This window comes from Chryseobacterium camelliae (assembly GCF_030818575.1).
Classification (GTDB): domain Bacteria; phylum Bacteroidota; class Bacteroidia; order Flavobacteriales; family Weeksellaceae; genus Chryseobacterium; species Chryseobacterium camelliae_A.
In genome coordinates this window covers 2,752,047-2,773,534 of the sequence record NZ_JAUTAL010000001.1, presented here as the reverse complement: position 1 = coordinate 2,773,534, position 21,488 = coordinate 2,752,047, and the positions used below count along the sequence as shown (strand labels likewise).

Annotated in this window: 20 protein-coding genes; 9 read left to right on the top strand and 11 right to left on the bottom strand. The window is 41.3% G+C overall.

Annotated features, from left to right (window positions below):
• Positions 1–37: 37 nt before the first annotated feature.
• The gene (locus tag QE404_RS12630) at positions 38–1,198 is read right to left on the bottom strand and encodes an efflux RND transporter periplasmic adaptor subunit (protein ID WP_307450965.1); all 1,161 of its coding nucleotides are present in this window, start codon (positions 1,196–1,198) and stop codon (positions 38–40) included.
• Between the two features lie 234 nt (positions 1,199–1,432).
• Complete coding sequence (locus tag QE404_RS12625) at positions 1,433–2,029, bottom strand: TetR/AcrR family transcriptional regulator (RefSeq protein WP_307450964.1); 597 nt, start codon at positions 2,027–2,029, stop codon at positions 1,433–1,435.
• 154 nt (positions 2,030–2,183) lie between these two features.
• Here QE404_RS12625 and QE404_RS12620 point away from each other — a divergent pair, with 154 nt between their 5' ends.
• Entirely contained in the window at positions 2,184–2,738 is a 555-nt protein-coding gene (locus tag QE404_RS12620) for a thioredoxin family protein (protein ID WP_307450962.1), read from the top strand.
• A gap of 264 nt (positions 2,739–3,002) precedes the next feature.
• Here QE404_RS12620 and QE404_RS12615 read toward each other — a convergent pair whose 3' ends face one another.
• Positions 3,003–3,908: an AraC family transcriptional regulator gene (locus QE404_RS12615; RefSeq protein WP_307450960.1), complete on the bottom strand. Its 906-nt coding sequence runs from the start codon at positions 3,906–3,908 to the stop codon at positions 3,003–3,005.
• A gap of 123 nt (positions 3,909–4,031) precedes the next feature.
• On the opposite strand from QE404_RS12615, the gene QE404_RS12610 reads away from it, so the two are divergent.
• Genes QE404_RS12610 through QE404_RS12600 form a run of 3 tightly spaced genes read left to right on the top strand, consistent with a single transcriptional unit; the run spans position 4,032 to position 9,213 of the window.
• Positions 4,032–5,261, top strand: a complete 1,230-nt coding sequence (locus tag QE404_RS12610; protein ID WP_307453926.1) for an MFS transporter — start codon at positions 4,032–4,034, stop codon at positions 5,259–5,261.
• A gap of 2 nt (positions 5,262–5,263) precedes the next feature.
• Positions 5,264–6,742, top strand: a complete 1,479-nt coding sequence (locus QE404_RS12605; protein WP_307450955.1) for a trehalase family glycosidase — start codon at positions 5,264–5,266, stop codon at positions 6,740–6,742.
• A 26-nt stretch (positions 6,743–6,768) separates the two neighbouring features.
• The gene (locus QE404_RS12600) at positions 6,769–9,213 is read left to right on the top strand and encodes a TonB-dependent receptor (protein ID WP_307450953.1); all 2,445 of its coding nucleotides are present in this window, start codon (positions 6,769–6,771) and stop codon (positions 9,211–9,213) included.
• A gap of 80 nt (positions 9,214–9,293) precedes the next feature.
• On the opposite strand, the gene QE404_RS12595 is transcribed toward QE404_RS12600, so the two are convergent.
• A complete protein-coding gene (locus QE404_RS12595) occupies positions 9,294–9,932 on the bottom strand; it encodes an MBL fold metallo-hydrolase (protein WP_307450952.1) in 639 nt (212 codons plus the stop codon).
• Between the two features lie 68 nt (positions 9,933–10,000).
• On the opposite strand from QE404_RS12595, the gene QE404_RS12590 reads away from it, so the two are divergent.
• Positions 10,001–11,212, top strand: a complete 1,212-nt coding sequence (locus QE404_RS12590; protein WP_307450950.1) for a type IX secretion system plug protein — start codon at positions 10,001–10,003, stop codon at positions 11,210–11,212.
• A 149-nt stretch (positions 11,213–11,361) separates the two neighbouring features.
• Here the strand turns inward: QE404_RS12590 and QE404_RS12585 are convergent, their stop codons facing one another.
• The 5 genes from QE404_RS12585 to QE404_RS12565 all read right to left on the bottom strand — a co-directional run bounded on the left by QE404_RS12585 (position 11,362) and on the right by QE404_RS12565 (position 14,507).
• The gene (locus QE404_RS12585; protein ID WP_307450947.1) at positions 11,362–11,622 is read right to left on the bottom strand and encodes a hypothetical protein; all 261 of its coding nucleotides are present in this window, start codon (positions 11,620–11,622) and stop codon (positions 11,362–11,364) included.
• Entirely contained in the window at positions 11,623–11,853 is a 231-nt protein-coding gene (locus QE404_RS12580) for a hypothetical protein (RefSeq protein WP_307450946.1), read from the bottom strand.
• A 192-nt stretch (positions 11,854–12,045) separates the two neighbouring features.
• Positions 12,046–13,074, bottom strand: a complete 1,029-nt coding sequence (hemH, locus tag QE404_RS12575) for a ferrochelatase (protein WP_307453397.1) — start codon at positions 13,072–13,074, stop codon at positions 12,046–12,048.
• Positions 13,075–13,089: 15 nt separating this feature from the next.
• Positions 13,090–13,617 (bottom strand): NADPH-dependent FMN reductase, encoded by a 528-nt coding sequence (locus QE404_RS12570; protein ID WP_307450944.1) that lies wholly within the window; start codon positions 13,615–13,617, stop codon positions 13,090–13,092.
• A gap of 11 nt (positions 13,618–13,628) precedes the next feature.
• Entirely contained in the window at positions 13,629–14,507 is an 879-nt protein-coding gene (locus tag QE404_RS12565) for a NifU family protein (RefSeq protein WP_307450941.1), read from the bottom strand.
• A gap of 147 nt (positions 14,508–14,654) precedes the next feature.
• Between QE404_RS12565 and QE404_RS12560 the strand changes: the two genes are divergently transcribed.
• Positions 14,655–15,170: a gamma carbonic anhydrase family protein gene (locus QE404_RS12560; RefSeq protein WP_307450940.1), complete on the top strand. Its 516-nt coding sequence runs from the start codon at positions 14,655–14,657 to the stop codon at positions 15,168–15,170.
• Between the two features lie 176 nt (positions 15,171–15,346).
• Here the strand turns inward: QE404_RS12560 and QE404_RS12555 are convergent, their stop codons facing one another.
• A complete protein-coding gene (locus QE404_RS12555; RefSeq protein WP_307450938.1) occupies positions 15,347–15,793 on the bottom strand; it encodes a hypothetical protein in 447 nt (148 codons plus the stop codon).
• An 84-nt stretch (positions 15,794–15,877) separates the two neighbouring features.
• Here QE404_RS12555 and QE404_RS12550 point away from each other — a divergent pair, with 84 nt between their 5' ends.
• From QE404_RS12550 to ribB, 3 genes are all read left to right on the top strand, one after another.
• Positions 15,878–18,010, top strand: coding sequence for a helix-turn-helix domain-containing protein (locus QE404_RS12550; RefSeq protein ID WP_307450936.1), 2,133 nt, complete (start codon positions 15,878–15,880; stop codon positions 18,008–18,010).
• Positions 18,011–18,138: 128 nt separating this feature from the next.
• Positions 18,139–19,143 carry an LLM class flavin-dependent oxidoreductase gene (locus QE404_RS12545; protein ID WP_307450934.1) on the top strand — a complete coding sequence of 335 codons (1,005 nt, stop codon included), beginning with the start codon at positions 18,139–18,141 and terminating at the stop codon, positions 19,141–19,143.
• A 67-nt stretch (positions 19,144–19,210) separates the two neighbouring features.
• Positions 19,211–20,332: a 3,4-dihydroxy-2-butanone-4-phosphate synthase gene (ribB, locus tag QE404_RS12540; protein WP_307450932.1), complete on the top strand. Its 1,122-nt coding sequence runs from the start codon at positions 19,211–19,213 to the stop codon at positions 20,330–20,332.
• 140 nt (positions 20,333–20,472) lie between these two features.
• Here the strand turns inward: ribB and fmt are convergent, their stop codons facing one another.
• The gene (gene fmt, locus QE404_RS12535; protein WP_307450930.1) at positions 20,473–21,420 is read right to left on the bottom strand and encodes a methionyl-tRNA formyltransferase; all 948 of its coding nucleotides are present in this window, start codon (positions 21,418–21,420) and stop codon (positions 20,473–20,475) included.
• Between the last annotated feature and the right edge of the window lie 68 nt (positions 21,421–21,488).

The following is a 21,488-nucleotide window of genomic DNA, read 5'->3' as shown; positions in this document are numbered from 1 at the left end:
TGGTTTAATTTTTAATGTTGTTAAAGCTTAGGAATGCTTACAAAGGTTTAGCTTTCAGCAGGCTGTCTGAAGAAATAGGTTTTTGCTTGATCAAAACGCCGTCTTTCAGGTTGCCGATGCCGGTGAATACTATTTTATCCCCTTTGGCCAGTCCTTCTGAAATGAAATAATAGCTTTCCGTTTTGCCGGAAATTTTCACAGGCTTCCCGGTCACTTTCCCGTCTTTTCCTACAACGTAGACATAGGTTTTATCCTGGATTTCAAATGTAGATTCCTGAGGAATCACCATAGTGTTGGAAAACAGCTGAGGCATTCGGATTCTTCCGGTATTTCCTGTCCTGAGAACCCCGTTTGGATTAGGGAAAACAGCTCTTACGCTGATTGCTCCCGTAGATTTATCAAACTGCCCGTCCACAATCTTCATCACGCCTCGATGAGGATATATGCTATTGTCAGCAATAACAAGATCTACCATAGGCATTTTTTTCAACTTTTCCTCCAGGGTTGCTCCTTCATAAGTTTTCTGAAAACCAATGAAGTCCAGCTCGCTCAGTGAGAAATACGCGTAAATTTCACTGATGTCCGAAAGGAGTGTTAGCGGGTTAGCATCAGTTCTGGAAATCAGGCTTCCTTTTTTGTACTGGATTCTTCCGATGTATCCACTTACCGGAGCGGTAATGGTGGTGAATCCTACATTGATCCTCGCTCCGCCCACTGATGCTTTGGCCTGGGAGGCAGCGGCAACAGCAGCAGCGTAATTGGCTTTAGCCGTCCTCAGTTGGACATCAGAAACCACTTTGGCGGCAACCAAAGGTTCCAGGCGATCGACTTCCACTTTAGCTTTCTGGATGTTGGCATTGGCAACCTGAAGGTTAGCCTGTGCCATATGCATCTGTTCTCCGTAAGCTCTGGAATCTATTTTAAACAGGGGCTGTCCGGCTCTCACGTATGCGCCCTCTTCCACGTAAATTTTGTCAAGGTAACCGTCTACCTGAGACCTGATTTCAACATTGTTCTTTCCTTCAAGCGCAGTTGGAAACTCCTGGTAAACAGTAGCGGGAGAGGTAATGACAGTATATACGGGCAATTCAGGCGGAGGAGGCGCAACAGCAGTATTCTCTGCTGCTTTGGTGCAGCTCTGCAAAAGAATGATACCGGATAAGAGAAGGATGATCCTGGTTTTTACAGATTGTTTCATAATAAGTTCAGGTTTTTAATGTATGTTATGGATTATAATAGTGTACTGTATTAATCTAATGTTAATTTATCTAACAGTGTTAATTAATAACTAAAAAAATAATAATTAAGAAGATGATATCAATGACTTTTCATGGTTAAGTGGTAAATAAGTAATAATTATAAATAATATGGTTTAATATATAAATTGCGTGTTAATATTTCTAACAGTGTTAATTTAAACGTCAAAAAAATTTTATAATGACTTAATGAAAGCCGAAACGGTTTCATCAAGAGTGGTTTTATTCATAGTAGACGGAATATCGCTGTTACGCATCATCATAATGGATATCAGACCATGTACTGCTGAAAATAAGGCATGGGAAGAATGGCAGGCACTTTCGGGATTGGAACCTTTTTTCTTCACGATCTCAAAAGTACAGTCGTACAGCATATCCTGGAAAGAGGAAAATTCCTCCTTCATCTGGCCTTTACCACAGCATTGCATGCCTACACCAAACATCAGCTGGTAATATTCCTTATTTTTAAAGGCAAAATTCCAGTAAGCGTCTACAATGGCAGTCAGCTGATCTTCCGGAGTTTCAAATTGGTCTCTAGCATGCACCAGTTCCTTATGCAACAGATTGAACCCTTTCAGTGAGATGTCAAATAAAATCGCTTCTTTATTTTCAAAATAATCATAGACTACAGGTGCACTGTATTCAATAGCATCAGCAATCTTCCTGATGGATAAAGCGCCCCAGCCTTCCGTTTTAGCTAAAGAAAAAGCCGCATCCAGAATATTGGCGCGTATAGATTCTTTTTCCCGCTGACGACGTTCGTGTAAGCCCATAATAATTTTACTAACAGTGTTAGCAAAACTACGGACTTTTTACCATAGCCTCCAAATAAATTTTAAATTTTAACAATCCGGGATAAGTTGTAAACTCCTGCAAATGCAATTACTGAAAGAAATCTTTATCTTTGCTGATAAAATAAATTAAGATATGGACACGCCCTCAAATATGGTGGAATTAGGTACAAAAGCACCTTTTTTTGAACTTCCCAACCCATCTGCAACCAATGAAATACAGTCTCTGGATGATCTGAAAGGAGAAAAAGGGACTTTGGTGATCTTCATGTGTAACCACTGCCCGTTTGTTCTTCATGTGATCGACAAACTTAATGAACTGTATGAAGATTACCATGAAAGAGGAATCGAATTCATTGCCATCAATGCGAACGACGCAGAAAAATATCCTGCTGATTCCCCTGAAAAAATGATTGAGTTCCAGATCGAAAGAAGATTTGATTTCCCATACCTGTATGATGAAAGCCAGGCTGTGGCCAAAGCATATGATGCTGCCTGCACTCCTGATTTCTATTTCTTTGATGATAAACTGGACCTGATCTACAGAGGCCAGATGGATGATTCCAGACCGGGGAACCATAAAGAAGTAACCGGCGAAGACCTGATTATCGCTTTTGAAAACCTGCTGTCCGGAGAACCGCAGGAAGAAATCCAAAGGCCAAGCATGGGATGCAATATCAAGTGGAGGTAATGATTCTCACTTTTAAGCTTACAGGCTGTTCAGTTTTCTGAGCAGCCTTTTTTTAATCCATAATTTACCGGCACGTTGCCAACACTTATCCACACCCTTATCCACACCGGATTGTGGATAAATATTGGAAAAAATATTCTTGCTCTACAATATTTAAATGATTTGATAGTCAGTTGATTATTGCTGTTTTTTAATCGTTTTTCGTATAAATATGCCTATAAGCCTCATTCAGAGTTATCCACAATTGTTCACAAAATAATTTCTTCAGAAACCAACTCTGGCTTTCGCTTCTTTTTCAGGATTTAAGTCCATATTTATTTTGTTATGCGAAAAGTTTTTCATGAACTCTGAAGGGGTTTTCTCAGTATACTTTTTGAACATCCTGTTGAAATAGGTGACATTATTAAAACCGCAGCTGTAGCTGCATTCTGAAATCGTCTTATCCTGGGCCATCATCAGGCATGCCTTATTGATGCGGTAACGGTTTACGAATTCCGTAAATGTGATCTGTGTGGCTTTTTTGAAAAAATTACAAAAAGCCGGCAGGGTAAGGTTCGCCAGCATAGCTACTTCTTCGATATTGATTTCCTGGTCATAATGATGTTCAACGAAGGTGAAAATATTTTCCAGTCGGGTTTTGTTTTTGGAAATGATCGTGTAGGGCATGATTTCTTTGTTTAGGAGATCATAATCAGTACACTGTGAAAGCTCAAACAGAATTTCCAGCAGCATCAGATATCTTTTGTAGCCTTCTGTTTCCACCATCAGCTTCAGTTTGGGAAGGATGTCATTTTTGATATTCTGATGAAAAAGAATGCCGTATTTGGACAGTTCCAGAAGGTCTTTGATGGATCTGGATTCAACTTCCTGCGGGGGAAACTGGAGGATCTCTTCCTTGAACTGAAGCACAATTTCCTCGTGCGGATCAATCGAATTCAGTCCGAATCCGGAATGCGGGATATTAGAACCGATTAAAACCAGATCTCCGTCTGTATAATTGCTTTTATGGTATCCTACATGCCGGGTTCCGCTTCCGGCAACTACATAGACCAGTTCGATTTCAGGATGGTAATGGTATTCCCAACGGAATCCTGAAATAGGAACAGTATTGTGCAGCGTGCGGAAAGAGTTCTTTTCATCGGGAATAATTCGCTCAAAAGCAACTTTCATTATTTTAATCTTATTTGAGTGGCTAAAATAATAATTATATTAATATAGTTCAAATATTGATTTACTGTGTTAAATTAATGTTAAGTCAAATGCTTCTATCTTAGTCGGCAAGAAAGTACGTGAATGAAAAATTTCAACATCAAAGCCGTCTTATTTTTAAATTATTTTGTCTTTGCCATCCTTCTGAATTCGGTGGGAACTGTGATTTTGCAGGTGCAGCAGAACTTTGGAATTTCTAAGTCCCATGCAAGTGTGCTGGAGGGTTTCAAAGACCTGCCGATCGCTATCTGCTCATTCATCCTGGCGTCTTTTCTTCCGAAGATAGGAATCCGGAATTCCATGCTGGCTGCTTTGCTGATGGTCACATGCATGTGCTTCATCATGCCTTTTGCCAATGCCTTCTGGTTTTTTAAACTTTTATTTGCTGTGGTAGGAGTATCTTTCGCGTTGATCAAGATTTCAGTTTTCACATCTATCGGACTGGTAACCACTAATGATAAAGAACATGCCAGTTTCATGGGATATCTGGAAGGGTTTTTCATGATTGGCGTATTGATGGGAAATGTGGTATTTAGTCTGTTTACGGATGACCATGATCCCGGATCAACCCATTGGCTGAATGTATACTGGGTTCTGGGAGGGCTTTCCGCTTTATCATTCATATTCCTGTTTTTCTCAAAACTGGATGAGCATGAAGCAAAAAGTGAGAAAACCGATCTTATCGGAGATTTAAGGAACAGTGTAAGCTTGTTCAGTTATAAAAAAGTACTGTTTTTCCTGCTTTGTGCATTCCTTTTTGTTTTGGTGGAACAAAGCTTCCAGACCTGGACACCGACTTTTTACAAAGAGATTTTAAAGGTACCGACCTCCATGAGTATCCAGGCAGGAGCGGTTCTGGCAGGAGCCTTTGCATTGGGGAGGTTTCTCTCGGGATTTTTCTCTAAAAGATTCAGCTGGATCTATGTAGTTTCTTTCTGTGTGGTAGGGTTTGCGGTAAGCATCCTGCTGGTATTGCCTTTAACGCATCATGTGCATATCGATGCCGGGACAACATGGTTCAATGCTCCTGTGGTTGTGTACCTTTTTCCTTTGATGGGAGGTTTGCTGGCACCTATTTATCCGAGCATCAACTCTGTGATATTGGCTTCCATTCCTAAATACCTGCATAGTTCAATGTCCGGGCTGATCGTGGTTTTTTCTGCCATAGGAGGAACGATAGGATCTATGATCACCGGATTTGTATTTCAGGAATTCAGCGGACAGCAGGCTTTTTACCTTTCGCTAATCCCGCTTTCCCTTCTCATTTTTTCTGCCGTGATCATGAACAAATTAAAAATACAACCTAAAAATTAATAATGTATCAACCGCTATATATACACGAAATTCAGGACCTTTTTGATGATGTCCAGAGATCTGAGATTTTTGAAGACCAGAAAATGATGACCGATGCTGTTCCGCTGTTTCCGATTGCTGAGATCAATAAGAAATACCTTATGGAAAAGCAGCTGAAAGATTTCAACCTGAAAAAGTTTGTCCTTTCACATTTTGAATTCCTGGGGGCAAAAGTTTCCCTCCAGAAAGAGGATCACTTACCTATTAAAGACCATATCGAAAGGCTTTGGGATGAACTCACCAGGACTTCATATGAAGAAAAAGGAACTCTGCTTAAGCTTCCCAAGCCCTATATTGTGCCCGGAGGACGCTTCAACGAATTTTTTTACTGGGACAGTTACTTTATTATGCTGGGCCTGCAGATTTCAGGACGGGTGGAAATGATGGAGCATATTATTGAAAACTGTGCTTATCTCATTCAGACGTATGGTTTTGTGCCGAACGGAAGCCGCACGCATTTCCTGACCCGCTCTCAGCCGCCTTATTTCTCGCTCATGTTGGATCTGCTTTTTGAGACTACAGAAGATGAATCAGTATACATCAAATATTCCGATACGCTGGAAAAAGAATATGCTTTCTGGATGGATGGAGCGGTAAAGCTGAAAAACGGTTCGGCAATAAAACGGGTGGTGAAAACGGAAGCTGGTGATATCCTGAACAGGTATTATGACGCTGAGAACGAACCAAGGCCTGAAAGTTATCTTATCGATATCAAAGACAGCGAACATGCAGGAAAAGAATTTTACCGGAATATCAGGAGTGCCTGCGAATCAGGCTGGGACTTTTCCAGCAGATGGTTTGCAGACGGAGAACACATCCGGACAATTGAAACGCTGAATCTGGCGGAGGTTGATCTCAACTGTCTTTTGTGGCATCTGGAAAAAACGCTGGCCAGGTCTTCTGCGCTTCAGCAATGGACTGAGAAAGAAAAAGTATTTAATGAAAAAGCAGCTTTAAGGAAAAAGCTGATCGATGTTTATTTCTGGGACGGGAATTCAGGGACTTATAAAGATTATCACACAGAAAAAAACACAGTAACGCCGTCCGAGCATATTGCTGCACTCTATCCTCTTTTTCTGGGTCTGGCCAGCGAAGAACAGGCAGAATCGGTTGCTGAACATATCAGGAAGAATTTTCTTTACCATGGCGGGCTTGTAACTACCACTAAAAACAGTGGGCAGCAGTGGGACCTTCCGAATGCATGGGCACCGTATCAGTGGCTGGGTTTCAAATCAATGAAAAATTATGGGTTTGATGAACTGGCAGAACAGATCAAAAATCATTGGTGCGGAAATGTAGAGAGAATCTACCGGAATACAGGAAAACTGATGGAAAAATATAACGCTATGGACATGGAAAGCATTGCCGGAGGAGGGGAGTATCCTAACCAGGACGGTTTCGGGTGGACTAATGGCGTTTACCTCAAATTAAAAAACAGCTGATCAAATAACAAATATATAATATAGCTATGAGAAAAAAATCAATCCTATTGATTGCAGGGACTGCTACGCTTTATTTTAATAATGCTTACGCTCAGGAAGTCCCTAAGGATTCTACACGATCTGCATCCATTGAACAGGTGGTGATCACGGGAAATTCAAATCCCAAAAAGAAAATAGAATCCAGTACCGCGATTTCCACATTTACCGCAAAAGAAATCCAGAAACAGAACCCGATCAGTGCAGCCGCTCTGTTGCAGCGGGTCCCGGGGTTTGCTGTGGAGACATCAGGAGGTGAAGTAGGAAACAACCTTTTTGCCAGAGGGATTCCATCTGCCGGTGCTTATGAATTTGTACAGGTACAGGAAGACGGCCTTCCGGTTTTTGAAGATGGCGCTCTGCAGTTTGCTAATGCCGATAACTTTTTCCGGGTAGATAATTCGGTGAGCAGGCTTGAAGCCCTGAGAGGAGGTTCAGGATCTATTTTTGCCAACAATTCTCCGGGTGGGCTTATCAATTTCATTACGAAGGAAGGGAGTAATGACTTCAGAGGGACCGCAAAGCTGGAAACCAGTACCTACGGACTGATGCGTACGGATATTAATGTAGGCGGAGCTTTGGTTAAAGACAGACTGTTTTTCAATGTCGGAGGTTTTTACAGGACCGATGACGGAATCCGGAAAACAGGGTTTAAAGCCAACAACGGAGGTCAGATCAGAATGAACCTGAAATATGTTTTCGATAAAGGATATGCTAAGATTTACTATAAAAAGCTGGATGACCGAAATACTTTCTTCCTTCCGATTCCTCTGATGCAGGACGGGAATAATCTGAAAGAGTTTCCCGGCTTCGATGCGAATTACGGCACCTACAGCTACAGGAATATCAGCCAGCTGAACATCCCTCAGGCAGGCGGCGGTTTTTTCAGCAGGAACCTGGAGGACGGAATCCATCCTAAAGTAGATGTTCTGGGAGCGGAATTCAAATACGATCTTGGGAATAATTTCTCTGTGGTGAATAAAACCAGGTATACCAATATTAATATGAATTATACCGGGATTTTCCCTGCTGGCGGGCCACAGAGCGCTGCTGATTATGCACAGGCAAATGGGATCAGCGGAAATACATTTCAGTATTCCCTGGTAAGCAATGCAGCAATTGTAAACCCCACTTATGTTCAGAAACTGGGATTCTGGGCCATAGACAAGCAGATGAATAATTTTGTCAACGATGTGCAGTTTAACTATAAATTTGACCAGGGAAATGTGACGGCAGGATTTTATAAATCTAACTGGAGATCGCACCAATACTGGAACTGGAGCAATATTCTGACGACTGCCTCCGACAGACCTGAACTCCTGAATCTTGTAGATACCTCATTAACTCCGAACAGTACAGGATATTCAAAAACATACAATGGCGTGGCTAATATGTCATTTTTACTCAGGGATTCCCAGATCCAGGGAAGTCTGAATGACCTGTACCTGAACCTGGACTATAACATCACCGATGATTTAAGTTTTAACGGGGGAATCCGCTACAGCCGTGATTTTTATAAAGGCTATGGCGTCAATACAACCACCGGGAATCTGAATAATTCAGGACTGACTACCGATGGAACACACAGCTTTGCTACCACTACAGCGGATGATAATATGTCGGTACTGGGGAATAAATACACGTACTGGAATTATGATGTCGATAAGATCTCTTTTACTACAGCCCTGAATTATAAGATCAATACTGAAAATGCGGTTTATGCGAGGTTTTCCAATGGCTTCAGGTCCCCGAATGAAGAAGCGTATTATAATAATATGAACAGCTTGTCTGCTATCAAACCTGTAACGACCAATCAGGTGGAAGTGGGGTATAAATATTATTCCAGGACTTTTGATATTGCCGTGATTCCGTTTTATTCTGCCCTGAAGAACCTATCATTTACTGATGTCTACTCTGACGGGACTTCTGAAAATAAGTTTGCCAACACCACCAATATAGGAGTGGAGCTGGAAGGGTATGCAAGGTTGTTCAGCAATGTTCTTGAGGTAACATTCAACGGAACCGTGCAGAATCCGAAATACAAAGATTTTACAGGAAGAAATGCTGATGGAACGGCTTTTAATTATGACGGAAACACTGTACGGAGAATACCGAAGATCTACTTCAATATTGCTCCGGCTGTGAATATTACCAAATCCTGGAGAGCCTATGTGAGTATGAATTATTATGGGAAGCGCTTTCAGGACGAGGCTAACTCGGATAATAATACCCTTCCTTCTTTTTCAGAATTTGGGGCAGGGACATCCTATCAGTTAGGTAAAATCCGTTTTGCAGTTGATGGCACGAACATCTTCAATACAATCGGAATTACGGAGGGCGATCCGAGGTCACCGCTGACCGGAGCAGGAGATATCCGTATGGCAAGGCCGATCATGGGTGCTGCCGTACGGGCCTCCATTACCATGGATTTCTAATATAATCATCAATACCATAAACAAACCGCCGGAAATATCCCGGCGGTTTGTTTATGGTAACCATGATGGAGTTTCTGTATTTATTGTAGAAATGGATTGTACTGCTTTTCAAAACCAATGGTTGTGGGATTTCCGTGCCCTGAGAAAACCTGTGTTTCATCATCGAGAATAAAAAGTTTATTTTTGATCCCGCTGATCAGTTGTTCGTAATTTCCTTTGTACAGATCGGTCCTTCCTATGCTGCCCTCAAAAAGTACGTCACCGGAAATCATGAATTTCTGATTTTTATTATGGTAGACGATGCTACCGGGTGAATGTCCCGGAACATGATAGACTATAAATGCCTCACCGTCCAGGTCGAGTTCGTCACCTTCATTAATGTATTCAAGGTCTACCTTAATATGGTTAAGATTCATTCCGAACCTCATCCCGCTGATCTGGAACATATCAAGAATTTCTTTATCTTGCTGATGGATGACTACGGGAACTTTAAACGTATCAAAAGCCCATTGCAGCCCGAGTACATGATCAATATGGGCATGGGTAAGCAGGATTTTCCTGATTGTTAATCCGTTTTCACTGATGAAGTTTTCTATGGCTTTTGTCTCCTGCTCGTTGCTGTTTCCAGGGTCAATCAGCCAAGCATTCTTATGTTCGTTATAAAGGATATAGGTGTTTTCACCTGCGAAATTAAATACGAAGCCCTGAATCTGAAGCATGATCTAAAATTTTTGATAAAAATACGATATTATTAAGAAAATGCTGATTTTTCGTTATCTTCGTCATAATGAAAACTTTGCGATTACTTTTACTTTCTTTCAGTGGGTTGGTCTTCGGGCAGAATATCCAAAGCATCCAGCTTTTTAATCCGCAGACCAATGATGAGACACCGGTCGTAAATCTTGGACAGCAATTGGTGCTGAGCTTTGATGACCTGACCAATGCCAGTGAAATTTACCGATATACGCTTAAACATTATGACCGTAACTGGAATGAGGATAATCTCTTTTTTACAGAATTTGCCAACGGGAGCTTAAACGGGTTGCTGGATAAGTTTCAATATTCTTTCAATACCCTGCAGTCTTACACTCATTATACGCTTACCATACCCAATGATAAAATGCAGCCCAAGATTTCCGGGAATTTTGAGTTGGTAGTCTATAAAGATTCTGCGGACAGGCCGCTCTTTACAAGGAGGTTCTATGTTGTGGAAAATGCTGCCGTAATTGGCGTGAATGTTTCGCGTATTGCAGATGCCAAAAACCCGGATGTTAACCAGAGAGTAGAAGTGCAGGCTGTATCACAGGGTGGAGACCTGAATTCCAATGTGAATTCCATAAGCCTGAGTGTTATGCAAAACAATAACCCGAATATGATGATCGGAAACCTCAGACCAAGCTCGACTTTAGGCAATAAACTGCTTTTCCAGCAGATGAATCTGGTTTTCCCGGGAAATAATGAGTTTTATTATTTTGATAATAAAAATATAGATATGGCGGCCGATATGGTCCGTGCTACAGAAATTAAAGACGGCGTCAATCAGACTTATCTTCATCCGGTTTGGGCATTTCCGCTGAATTATCAGTATCAGCCTGATGTTAATGGTGCATGGTACTACAGGAGGAATGACCTGGGCATTGAAAGGAATGCTGAGCGTGAGGCAGATTATTCGTGGGTATATTTTTCCCTTGATTCAGATCCTGTAGATAAGGAAATTTATGTGTTGGGCGGTTTCAACAATTTTAAGCCCGGTAAAGAAAATATGATGCAGTATGATGCGGCAACCAAAAAATACGTTGCCAGAATTTATCTCAAACAGGGGTTTTATAATTATATCTTGGCAACCAGGTCTGCAGGCGGACCTCTGAATTTTGGCGAAATCAACGGTAATTTCTGGCAGACCGAGAATCTGTATCAGGCGTTCTTATATTATACTCCTTTCGGCAGGAACTATGACGGTTTAATGGGTTATGGAGAATTTAGGACACCGGTGAGATAGTGGATCTGGAGTTTTTATGGGTGAGACGTTGGAGAGTATGAGAGTCTAATTGAATATAAATCACTATCAGATGGATGGATGTAATTAACTCTAATCCAAATCAGGGCACTAATGCTACTGAAGCTCCGATAGCATGATTTTATAAAGCTTTATATTTTAAAAATGGCCGTGATCAGCATATGGTTTTCATCTTCCACAATATAATGAACTTTTACAGGGAATCTCTGCATGCTGACTGTAGAAATTTCCTGATAATTCTGGGTATGGCTTGAAGCGTTCTGCACAAGACAGCTGATCGATTCTTTCAGCTCTTCTAAAAAATCTGAACCATGATGTTCTTTTTCTGCATTAAAGACCCGCATAAGGAGCCTTATGTCGTTTTTTGCAATAGAAGAAAGCAGTACTTTCATTCAGGCATAGTACTTTTTGAGTTCAGAAATGTTTTCGTAGAAATCCAGCTTCGTATGAGGGTGTTCGTTATGAAACTGAATCCTGTATAAAATTTCGTCCCGGTGAAAAGATGGAATGGCGGGCCTGTTCTTGGCTTCAAGCTTTTCCACAACCTTTGCTAAAGTTTCCAGCATGTCCGGATGGAAACTGTCTATTTTCTTTTTAAGCATTTCAACAGTTGTATTCATCATTTCCTAATATTTTATGATAAACATGTATTTTGATGGGGTAAAGGTAGGGAAAATATTTAATTTTAAACAAGTAGTACTAAAATAAAAGGGGGTGTAATCTTAATTTTTATAATTTTTTATGATTTATATGTTTTTTAATGGGGGGGTAATAGTAATTTTAAAGAAATAACCTCCGGATCCGGAGGTTATACATTATACCAGGTAAAATTCGTTTAGTTTTTCGTCACAAAGAGTCTGAATCACATCAATCCACCGGTCTTCATCGTTGAGACAGGGGATATAATGGAAATGCTCTCCACCCGCATGAAGGAACTGTTCCTTACCCTCAACGGAAATCTCCTCCAGGGTTTCAAGACAGTCGGATACAAATGCTGGACAAACCACTGCTAAGGTTTTCACGCCTTTTTTAGGAATGGTTTCAAGAGTCTCATCTGTGTAGGGCTCGATCCATTTGTCTTTCCCGAGTCTTGACTGAAAGGAGACGATGGTTTTCTCTTTAGGAAGTCCCAGCTTTTCAATAACGTCATTGGTTGTTTTGTAGCACTGATGGCGATAGCAAAACTGGTGGCTCGGATTGCTATCTCTTGAACAGCAGTCGTTAAGGTTACAGGTCTTGGTAGGGTCAGTTTTGTAAATATGCCGTTCGGGAACGCCATGATAAGAAAACTGCAGCGCATCAAAATGTTCCGGCAGTTTTTCGCGGATGCTTTCCGCAAGGCAGCTGATGTAAATATCCCTGTTGTAAAACGGCTGGATATAGCTGATCTTCACTGTCGGAAAATTCTTTTTTCTTACTTCCTCCGCTTTTTCAATCACCGTTTCCGTAGTACTCATGGCATACTGAGGATATAACGGGAAAAGAACAATTTCCGAAACCCCCTGTTCCACAAGCTTGCGGATTCCGGCTTCAATGCTTGGCTGTGCATACCTCATCCCGATTTCTACCGGGATATCATAGCGTTCCTGAAGTTTTTTCTGAATTTTTTCTGTAATAACGATCAGTGGCGATCCCTGATCAGTCCAAACCGTTTTATATGCCGCAGCAGATTTGGCCGGCCTTGTATTTAGGATAATTCCTCTTACCAGAAGGGCGCGGAATATCCAGCGGTAATCAATAACCTTTTCATCCATGAGGAATTCATCAAGATATTCCCTTACATCATTAACAGCTGTAGATTTCGGTGAACCAAGGTTGACCAGTAAAATTCCTTTATTATTCAACATTTTAAATTTTAATTATGAAACAGAAGCTATAAAATCTGTTACTAATTTTGACACTTTGGCAAAGGTATCAGTTTCCAGTGAACCATTGATGTCAAATTTGCCTTTTATGCCTTTTATTAATGCCTGATGTTTATTATCTGTTATAGCACCAAGAGTTTTTAAAATCAACAATAACTCTTCATGTCCTTTTTCTCCGTTAGCAGAAGCGGTAATCACAGCAACCGGTTTTTCGGAAAAAACCGTTGTGGAAACACACCACTCCAATAGATTTTTTAATCCTGCCGGGATACTGAAAATATATTCCGGTGTGGAAAATATTATCCCTGCTGATCTGTTGATATCCTCCCTGATTGTCAGAACTTCTTCAGGAGTATGGTCATCCGTTAATGCCGTATCAAAATGAGGAAGGACAGAAAGGTCACTGTACATCAGGAAATCTGTATTGCCAGTTTTTTCCAGAATCTGCTCCATCAGTTTCAGATTGCTGGAATTCCTAGAAGCACTTCCAATAACAATCAGGATTTTAGTTCCGGAAGACATTTGCAGATATATTATCCGTTAACCGCTTCCACTTTTTCTACCAGATCCGGTACGAATTGTTTCAGGATATTTTCAATTCCGTTTTTGAGTGTTGCTGTAGAGCTTGGACATCCGGAACATGCGCCCTGTAAAAGCATTTTGGCTGTTTTGCTGTCCTGGTCGTATTCCATCAGCGAAATTTTTCCGCCGTCGTTTTCCACTGCAGGAGCAACATATTCATTCAGGATATCGGATATTTTCTGCTCGTTATCAGTATAATCCCTGTTAATGATTTTTTCTACAGGATTTTCGTGCTTCTGTGGCTCAAGACGGGAAATTTCACCCCCGTTCTGAAGGTATTCGGCAATCAGGGCGCGGACAGCCATCATTACCTCATGCCATTCCACGGAATTGTCTCGGGTTACCGCAACGAAATTATCAGAGATAAAAACTTCGGAAACAAAATCAAATTCTTTATATATCGCCTGGGCTAAAGGAACTCCCTCCGCTTCTTCTCTGGATTTCACTTCTGCAAAGCCGTCCAGCAAAAGCTTGTTGGAGACAAATTTCATCACATTAGGATTGGGCGTCATCTCCGCATAAATCTGGTACATTTCCTTTTTCTTCTGGAGGTATACCCTCGGATTGGCCAGCAACTCATCCTCGATAACATTTTTAAGGCTTTCCGCCACATGTTCCCATTCTATCGTATCCTGTTTGGCTACAGCTACAAAATTCGCCGTTATAAAAATCCTTTCCACAAAGGGATAGTTGAATAATTCCTGTGCCAGCGGTATTTCTGATATATCTGAATTCCTGTCGAGCTCAAGAGATCCCGGGATTAAAGTGTAATCCGCAACGAATTTCATCACTTTCGGGTTTTCGGTGGGCTCTATAATTATTGTACGCATTTTTTCGTTAAATTTGAATACAAAAATACGCAATTAGAACTAGGAGTCAGAGATTCGAAATTAGATTTTTGCTATCGCTGCCATTTAAAATGCACAAATACGGAATCTTGTTTCATAATCTGCTCATTATTAAACTTCAACTGAACTATGGCAATTATAAGAGAACTTTTAGGCAAAACTCCTCAGATAGGGGAAGATACTTTTCTGGCAGAAACAGCAACGGTGATCGGAGATGTTACAATGGGCAAGGAATGCAGCATCTGGTACAATGCCGTGATACGGGGCGATGTAAACTACATCAGGATGGGTGATAAAGTCAATGTGCAGGACAATGCCATGCTGCACTGTACCTATGAAAAACATCCCCTGAAAATCGGCAATAATGTTTCCATAGGCCATAATGCGATTGTACACGGCTGTACTATACAAGATAATGTACTGATTGGTATGGGTGCTATTGTGATGGATGAATGCCTGGTGGAAGAAAATTCCATTGTTGGAGCCGGTTCGGTTGTTACCCAGGGAACCCATATCAAATCCGGAGAAGTCTGGGGCGGTGTTCCGGCCAGGAAAATCAAAGATCTTTCTGCTGCATTGCTGGAGGGGGAAGTGAACAGGATTGCCGATAATTATGTGCTGTATTCTTCCTGGTATAAGGAGTGATGTTTAGAGCGTAGATACCAGATGTCAGATCTGAGATGTCAGTCTTTTAAATGTTTTAAGGGTTCTGAAGACTTCTGGACAACGGATTTCGATTGTAAATGATACAAATAAACAGGCTGTTTCCATTGGAAACAGCCTGTCCATTTATAAGAATTCGTGTGTTTGTAAGACCAATCTTAAGTGGATGGAACCAATTCCGGCTTTCCGTCAACACATTTTACTGATTTCGGAGGCATCACCATCATGCAGTCTGATATCAGTTTGTATTTTTCGTTGAATGCTTTCACCTTTTCCGTGTAATCATTAATCTTAGGTAAAATTTCATCCTCTATTTTTTTAGGATAAGCAATATAAGACTGGGGACCGCCGCATGCTTTTGCACCTATAGGGCTGAAGGTCCATTCATTGCTTCCTGTGCAATCCACTTTATTGATTTCATTCTGAATAGACGCCTTAAGTTTGTCCAGTTGAGCCTGGTCATACTTCTGGCTGTTCTCATCAACAGGGCGCTCAGAAATATCTTTAGGCAGGTTTGCATCTGTATTCTTTGTTGTGGTGCATGCTGTTAAGGCTAGTGCAGCACAAAGGATACAGGTTTTAAGATAGGTTAACTGATTTTTCATATTCATATTTTTTATCCACGGGATATTTTTCAAAACATATGCCAAGACAAAAAATCCAATTCATTTCCGTAAATTTGGCAGGCAATGAACAATTATTTTTTCGACTTAATAGAGCATACCAACAGAAGTGTCTTTCTTACAGGAAAAGCGGGGACAGGGAAAACCACTTTCCTGAATGATTTTGTGAAAAAGACACGGAAAAAGCATATCGTTGTGGCGCCCACAGGTATCGCAGCCATTAATGCGGGCGGAGTCACCATCCATTCCATGTTCGGCCTTCCGCTAAGGACATTTCTGCCGACCACAGATCGTATCGATGGCAGCATGGCCAACAATATTGCGGATCTTATGCCTCATTTTAAGTATCGGAAAGATAAGCTGAAGCTGCTGAGAGAAGTAGAGGTGATCATTATTGATGAAGTATCGATGTTGCGTGCGGATGTGCTTGACATGATGGATTTTTCACTGCGCTTCATCAGGAGGAATAACCAACGCTTCGGTGGCGTTCAGATGTTGTTTATAGGTGACCTGTATCAGTTGCCGCCTGTAGTGAGGGATGAGCATCTCCTCAGGCAATACTATCAGTCTCCTTTCTTTTTCGACAGTCATGCTATTAAGGAAATCCCACTGATTACGATAGAGCTGACAAAAGTCTACAGACAGTCTGATGAACAGTTCCTGGATATCCTGAATGCCATCCGGGACGGAGATGTTGCCAACATCGATTTCAGCCTCCTGAACCAAAGGTACGATCCTGATTTCAAAGCAGGAGAGGATTCATATGTATACCTTTGCTCACACAATAAAATGGCCGATGAAATCAATCAGGAAAAGCTTGCAGAAATCAAAGTGGAAGCTACTACCTATGAGGCTAAGCTGTTTGGTGAATTTAAGGAGAACCAGTTCCCGAATGATCAGTTTTTAGAACTGAAGCCCGGTGCACAGATCATGTTCATCCGTAATGATGTTTCTCCGGATAAAAGGTATTTCAATGGTAAGCTTGGTGAAATTTCCTCACTGGATGAGAATGAAATTAAAATAATCCTGGAAGGCAGCGAACGCGAAATTACCGTAAAAAGGGAAGTCTGGGAACAGAAAAAATACTTCCTGGATACCGATAAAAGCATTAAGGAAGAAGTTCTGGGAAGCTTTGAACAGTTTCCGGTTAAGCTGGCATGGGCGGTAACCATCCATAAAAGTCAGGGACTTACATTCGACAGGGTGATCATAGATGCCGGAAAAAGCTTTACAGCCGGCCAGGTATATGTGGCATTATCCCGTTGCAGGACGCTGGAAGGTATTGTACTGAAATCTGAAATTACCCCTGAAGTGATTTTTAAAGACAACAGGATTCTGCAGTTCCAGGGGGATACCCACGCCAATGATCATGTAGAATCAATTCTGAATAAAGAAAAATACGATTACAGCATCAGGAAAGTGTTACGCACACTGGATTGCCTGTGGTTCTTACAGGAAGCGGAGGAATGGAACAAACGTTCCATAGCGGCCAAAAGCATTGACCATGGCAAAGCCAATCAGTTGTACACGCAGATAAAACATGAAATCGTAGCCCTCGGAAAGGTTTTTGAGAAGCTTGAAAGGGTTATTTTCAAAAAAGTAGACCACTTCATCAGCCAACAGGAAGAATGGACAGAAATTGAAAGCAAGGCCAAAGGCGCCGTAAATTTCTTTTTTACCGAAATCAGGGATAAAATATTCAGCCCCTTAAAAGATTTTTATGCAGAAATCAAAGGCGTGAAGGGCCTTAAGCAATACAATGAAGATTTTAAAAGCTGGCTGGAAGACACCGAGGAATACCTGAACAGCCTTAAAGATATTCATCTGCTGGAAACCAAGCTTCTCGACGAGAAAAATGATAAGGAAGTCAGTATGAAAATCGCAAAAGTCCCGTCACAGGTCCTTACATTCCAGTTATTTGAGCAAGGGAAAACCATTTCTGAAATTGCGCTGGAAAGGGGATTGGTAAAGGAAACAGTTATCGGGCACCTGGCTAAGTTTGCAGAACAGGGATTGCTGGATATTTCGAGGGTAATTACTTCGGATAAGATTAAAACTTTTGAAGAACTGTTTAAGAAAGATCCTAAAGAAACCTTAACGGAATGGAAGAATGCGCTTCCGAGCCATTTTGAATTTAACGAAATAAGGATACTGATCAATCATTTTAATTATTTCAGAGAAAAGAGCAGGCAGGAATAATCAATTATAAATTCAATAGTTTTTCGCTAAAACACTCCATTAATCCTATCAATTACAAAAAGTAACTAATGCAGATTATAAGCTTTAGCTTTGCATTGTATTTTCTCTAAAAGAAAATTGAGTGTAACATGAAAAATTTTGAATTATCCGTGCTGGACCTTGCTCCTGTAAAACAGGGAAAAACCATCCATGATACTTTTCAGGACAGTTTATCGCTGGCCAACTTTGCGGAAAACCTTAACTATAAAAGATTCTGGCTTGCAGAACACCATAATATGGAAAGCATTGCCAGCTCTGCTACATCAGTCCTTATCGGCTTTATTGCTAATGGAACGAAGAAGATAAGGGTTGGTTCAGGAGGTATTATGCTTCCGAACCACAGTTCGCTGGTTATTGCTGAACAATTCGGTACTTTGGAATCGCTTTTCCCGGGAAGAATTGACCTGGGATTGGGACGTGCTCCGGGGACAGACGGATTAACAGCTCAGGCTCTGGGAAGAAATCCTATGACGATCAATGAACAGTTTCCCAGGCAGATCCTGGAATTGCAGACGTACTTTTCAAAGGAAAATTCAGATGCGATGGTCCGGGCTATTCCCGGCGAAGGCCTCGATATCCCGCTGTATATTTTAGGTTCCAGCACAGACAGTGCATGGCTTGCGGCTGAACTAGGACTTCCTTATGCTTTCGCAGGACATTTTGCCCCGGAGCAGATGGAAATGGCCTTTAAAATTTACAGGCAGCAATTCCGGCCATCCCGTCAGCTTAAACAGCCGTATGTAATTGCCTGTGTAAACGGAATTGCGGCATCTACGTCAGAAGAAGCCAGAGCCATTTCAACGACATTGTATCAGGCATTCATCAATATCATCAGAAATGACAGAAAGCCGTTTGCGCCACCGGTAAAGGATATGGATGATATCTGGTCGCCTATGGAGAAATCTATGGTTCTGCAGAAGCTGAAATATACACTGATCGGTGATCAGGCTGAAATTGAGGAACAGCTTCAGAGCTTTCAGGAAAAGTTTGAAGTGGATGAACTGATGGTGAATGCCCATATTTACGACCATCAGAAAAGACTGGAGTCTTATCATATTTTCAGTGAGGCAAAAAACTCTGTATTGGGCGTATAATAAACCGTTTATATTAATTGGGAGATGCATTTTTTTATAAGTATCTTTGCGAAAATTAAAAGTAAAAATGTCAGATATCAAATTGAATACGATTCCGGAGGCTATAGAAGATCTTAGAAACGGCAAAATAATCATTGTAGTGGATGATGAGGACAGAGAGAACGAAGGTGATTTTCTTTGTGCGGCTGAACTTACAACACCCGAAATCATCAACTTTATGGCACTTCACGGAAGAGGGCTGATCTGTATGCCGCTTCCTGAAAAACGATGCGATGAGCTGGGCCTTGAAGTAATGGTAAGCAGAAGCAGCGACCCGAAAGAAACCGCTTTCACGGTGTCTGTAGACCTTCTGGGTAACGGAACATCAACAGGAATTTCTGCCAGCGACAGGGCTAAAACCATTCTTGCACTGATGGATGAAAAGTCCAAACCGACCGATTTTATGAGGCCGGGACATATTTTTCCGCTTCGTGCCAGAAAAGGGGGTGTCCTTAAAAGAGCAGGACATACGGAAGCAGCGATCGATTTAACTTGTCTGGCAGGTTTGAAGGAAGGAGGAGTAATCTGTGAGATCATGAATGAAGACGGATCCATGTCACGTCTTCCGGAGCTATATGCTTTTGCCCAGAAACATGATATGAAAATCGTTTCTATCGAAGACCTGATCCATTATCAGCTTAAAAAAGGCAACCTGATTGAAAGAATTGAAGAAAGAAAGGTGAAGACCGCTTACGGCGATTTCGATTTCTATGCCTTTCGTGAAACTTCCAATGATCAGATCCATTTTGCTTTAACAAAAGGAAGCTGGACGGTAAATGAACCGGTATTGGTAAGGGTACAGTCTTCCGATTCGTATTTTGATGTACTGACCCGGCTGAATAATGGTGAAAAGCCTTTGCTTGAGAAAGTAACCAATATGGTAAATGAAGCCGGAAAAGGGGCTATTATCTTCATCAATAATGTTTCAAATTCTGAAAATACGCTGAAAAAATTACAGCAGTTCCTGAATTATCAGGATGGACAGCAGCAGCATCCGACCCTGGCGTTCAATTACAGGGACTACGGGATAGGGACACAGATCCTGAAAAATCTTGGGATCAATAAATTTAAGGTGATTACACAAAATCCGAATATCAGACCTCAGGTAGGAGGATATGATGTGGAGGTTACAGAAATGGTGCAGCTTTAGAAATGGATGGTGAATGGTCAATTCACTTTGTTTGTGAATTTTCCATTACACTAAAAATTGCCGGTCTATCTTTAAGATTCACCATTCACTTGCAAAGCAAATTCACTATTGACAACACATAACAATGGCTTGAGAATTTCTCAAGCCATTGTTATGTGTTCAAAGCTTTTGAATCCATTCAGAAAATCTTTGATGTTCATTCTTTTCTTTCCTTCCAGTTGCAGTTCTAAAGGAAAGTAAATTCCGTCTCCGGTATAGATTTTAAATTCATTTTTAGAAATGTCCAGGCTTCCGGTTGGTTTTCCATGTTCTGAAATCTCAAATTTGCCGCCAAAAATTTTTAATCCTTTTTCTTCTTCCCCAATCTTCAGGGTCGTAAAAGCTGCCGGGTAGGGCGACATTCCCAGGATAAACTGATGAACCTCTTTTGAATTTTTGGCCCAGTTGATTCTTGTATCTTCCTTGAAAATCTTATAGGCATTCTTAGGATGCTCAACCTGTGGCTGAGGTTTCTCTTTAATAGAACCATCTGCCAGCCCGTCCAGGGTCTTAACTACAAGTCCGGCTCCCATTTCCATCAGTCTGTCATGGAGGCTGCCTGCATTTTCATCGGGTAAGATATCAAGCTCTTCCTGCAGCAGAATATTTCCCTCATCAATTTTCTCATTGATAAAGAATGTGGTTGCACCGGTCTTCTCCTCTCCGTTAATAACTGCATAATTGATCGGGGCGGCTCCTCTGTAATCGGGAAGCAGGGAAGCATGGAGATTGAAGGTGCCCATTCTTGGCATTTCAAATAGAATCTTAGGCATCATTCTGAATGCTACTACCACAAAAATGTCGGCATTAAGCATTCTGAGCTCTTCCAGGAATTCCGGATTTCTCAGTTTTTCAGGCTGAAACACAGGGATGTTATGCTCCACAGCAAATATTTTTACAGGTGATTGGTTAACCTTTTGGCCCCTTCCGCTTGCTTTATCAGCTACTGTAACTACGCCTACTACTTCATGACGGGATTGATGAATGGCTTCCAAAGAAGTTTTGGCAAACTCCGGAGTGCCCAGGAAAACTACTTTTAATGATTTCATGGTGCAAAGATAAGAGGTTTTCAGTTATGAGTTAAGGATGATGAGTTAGGAAAGATACTTTATTATGA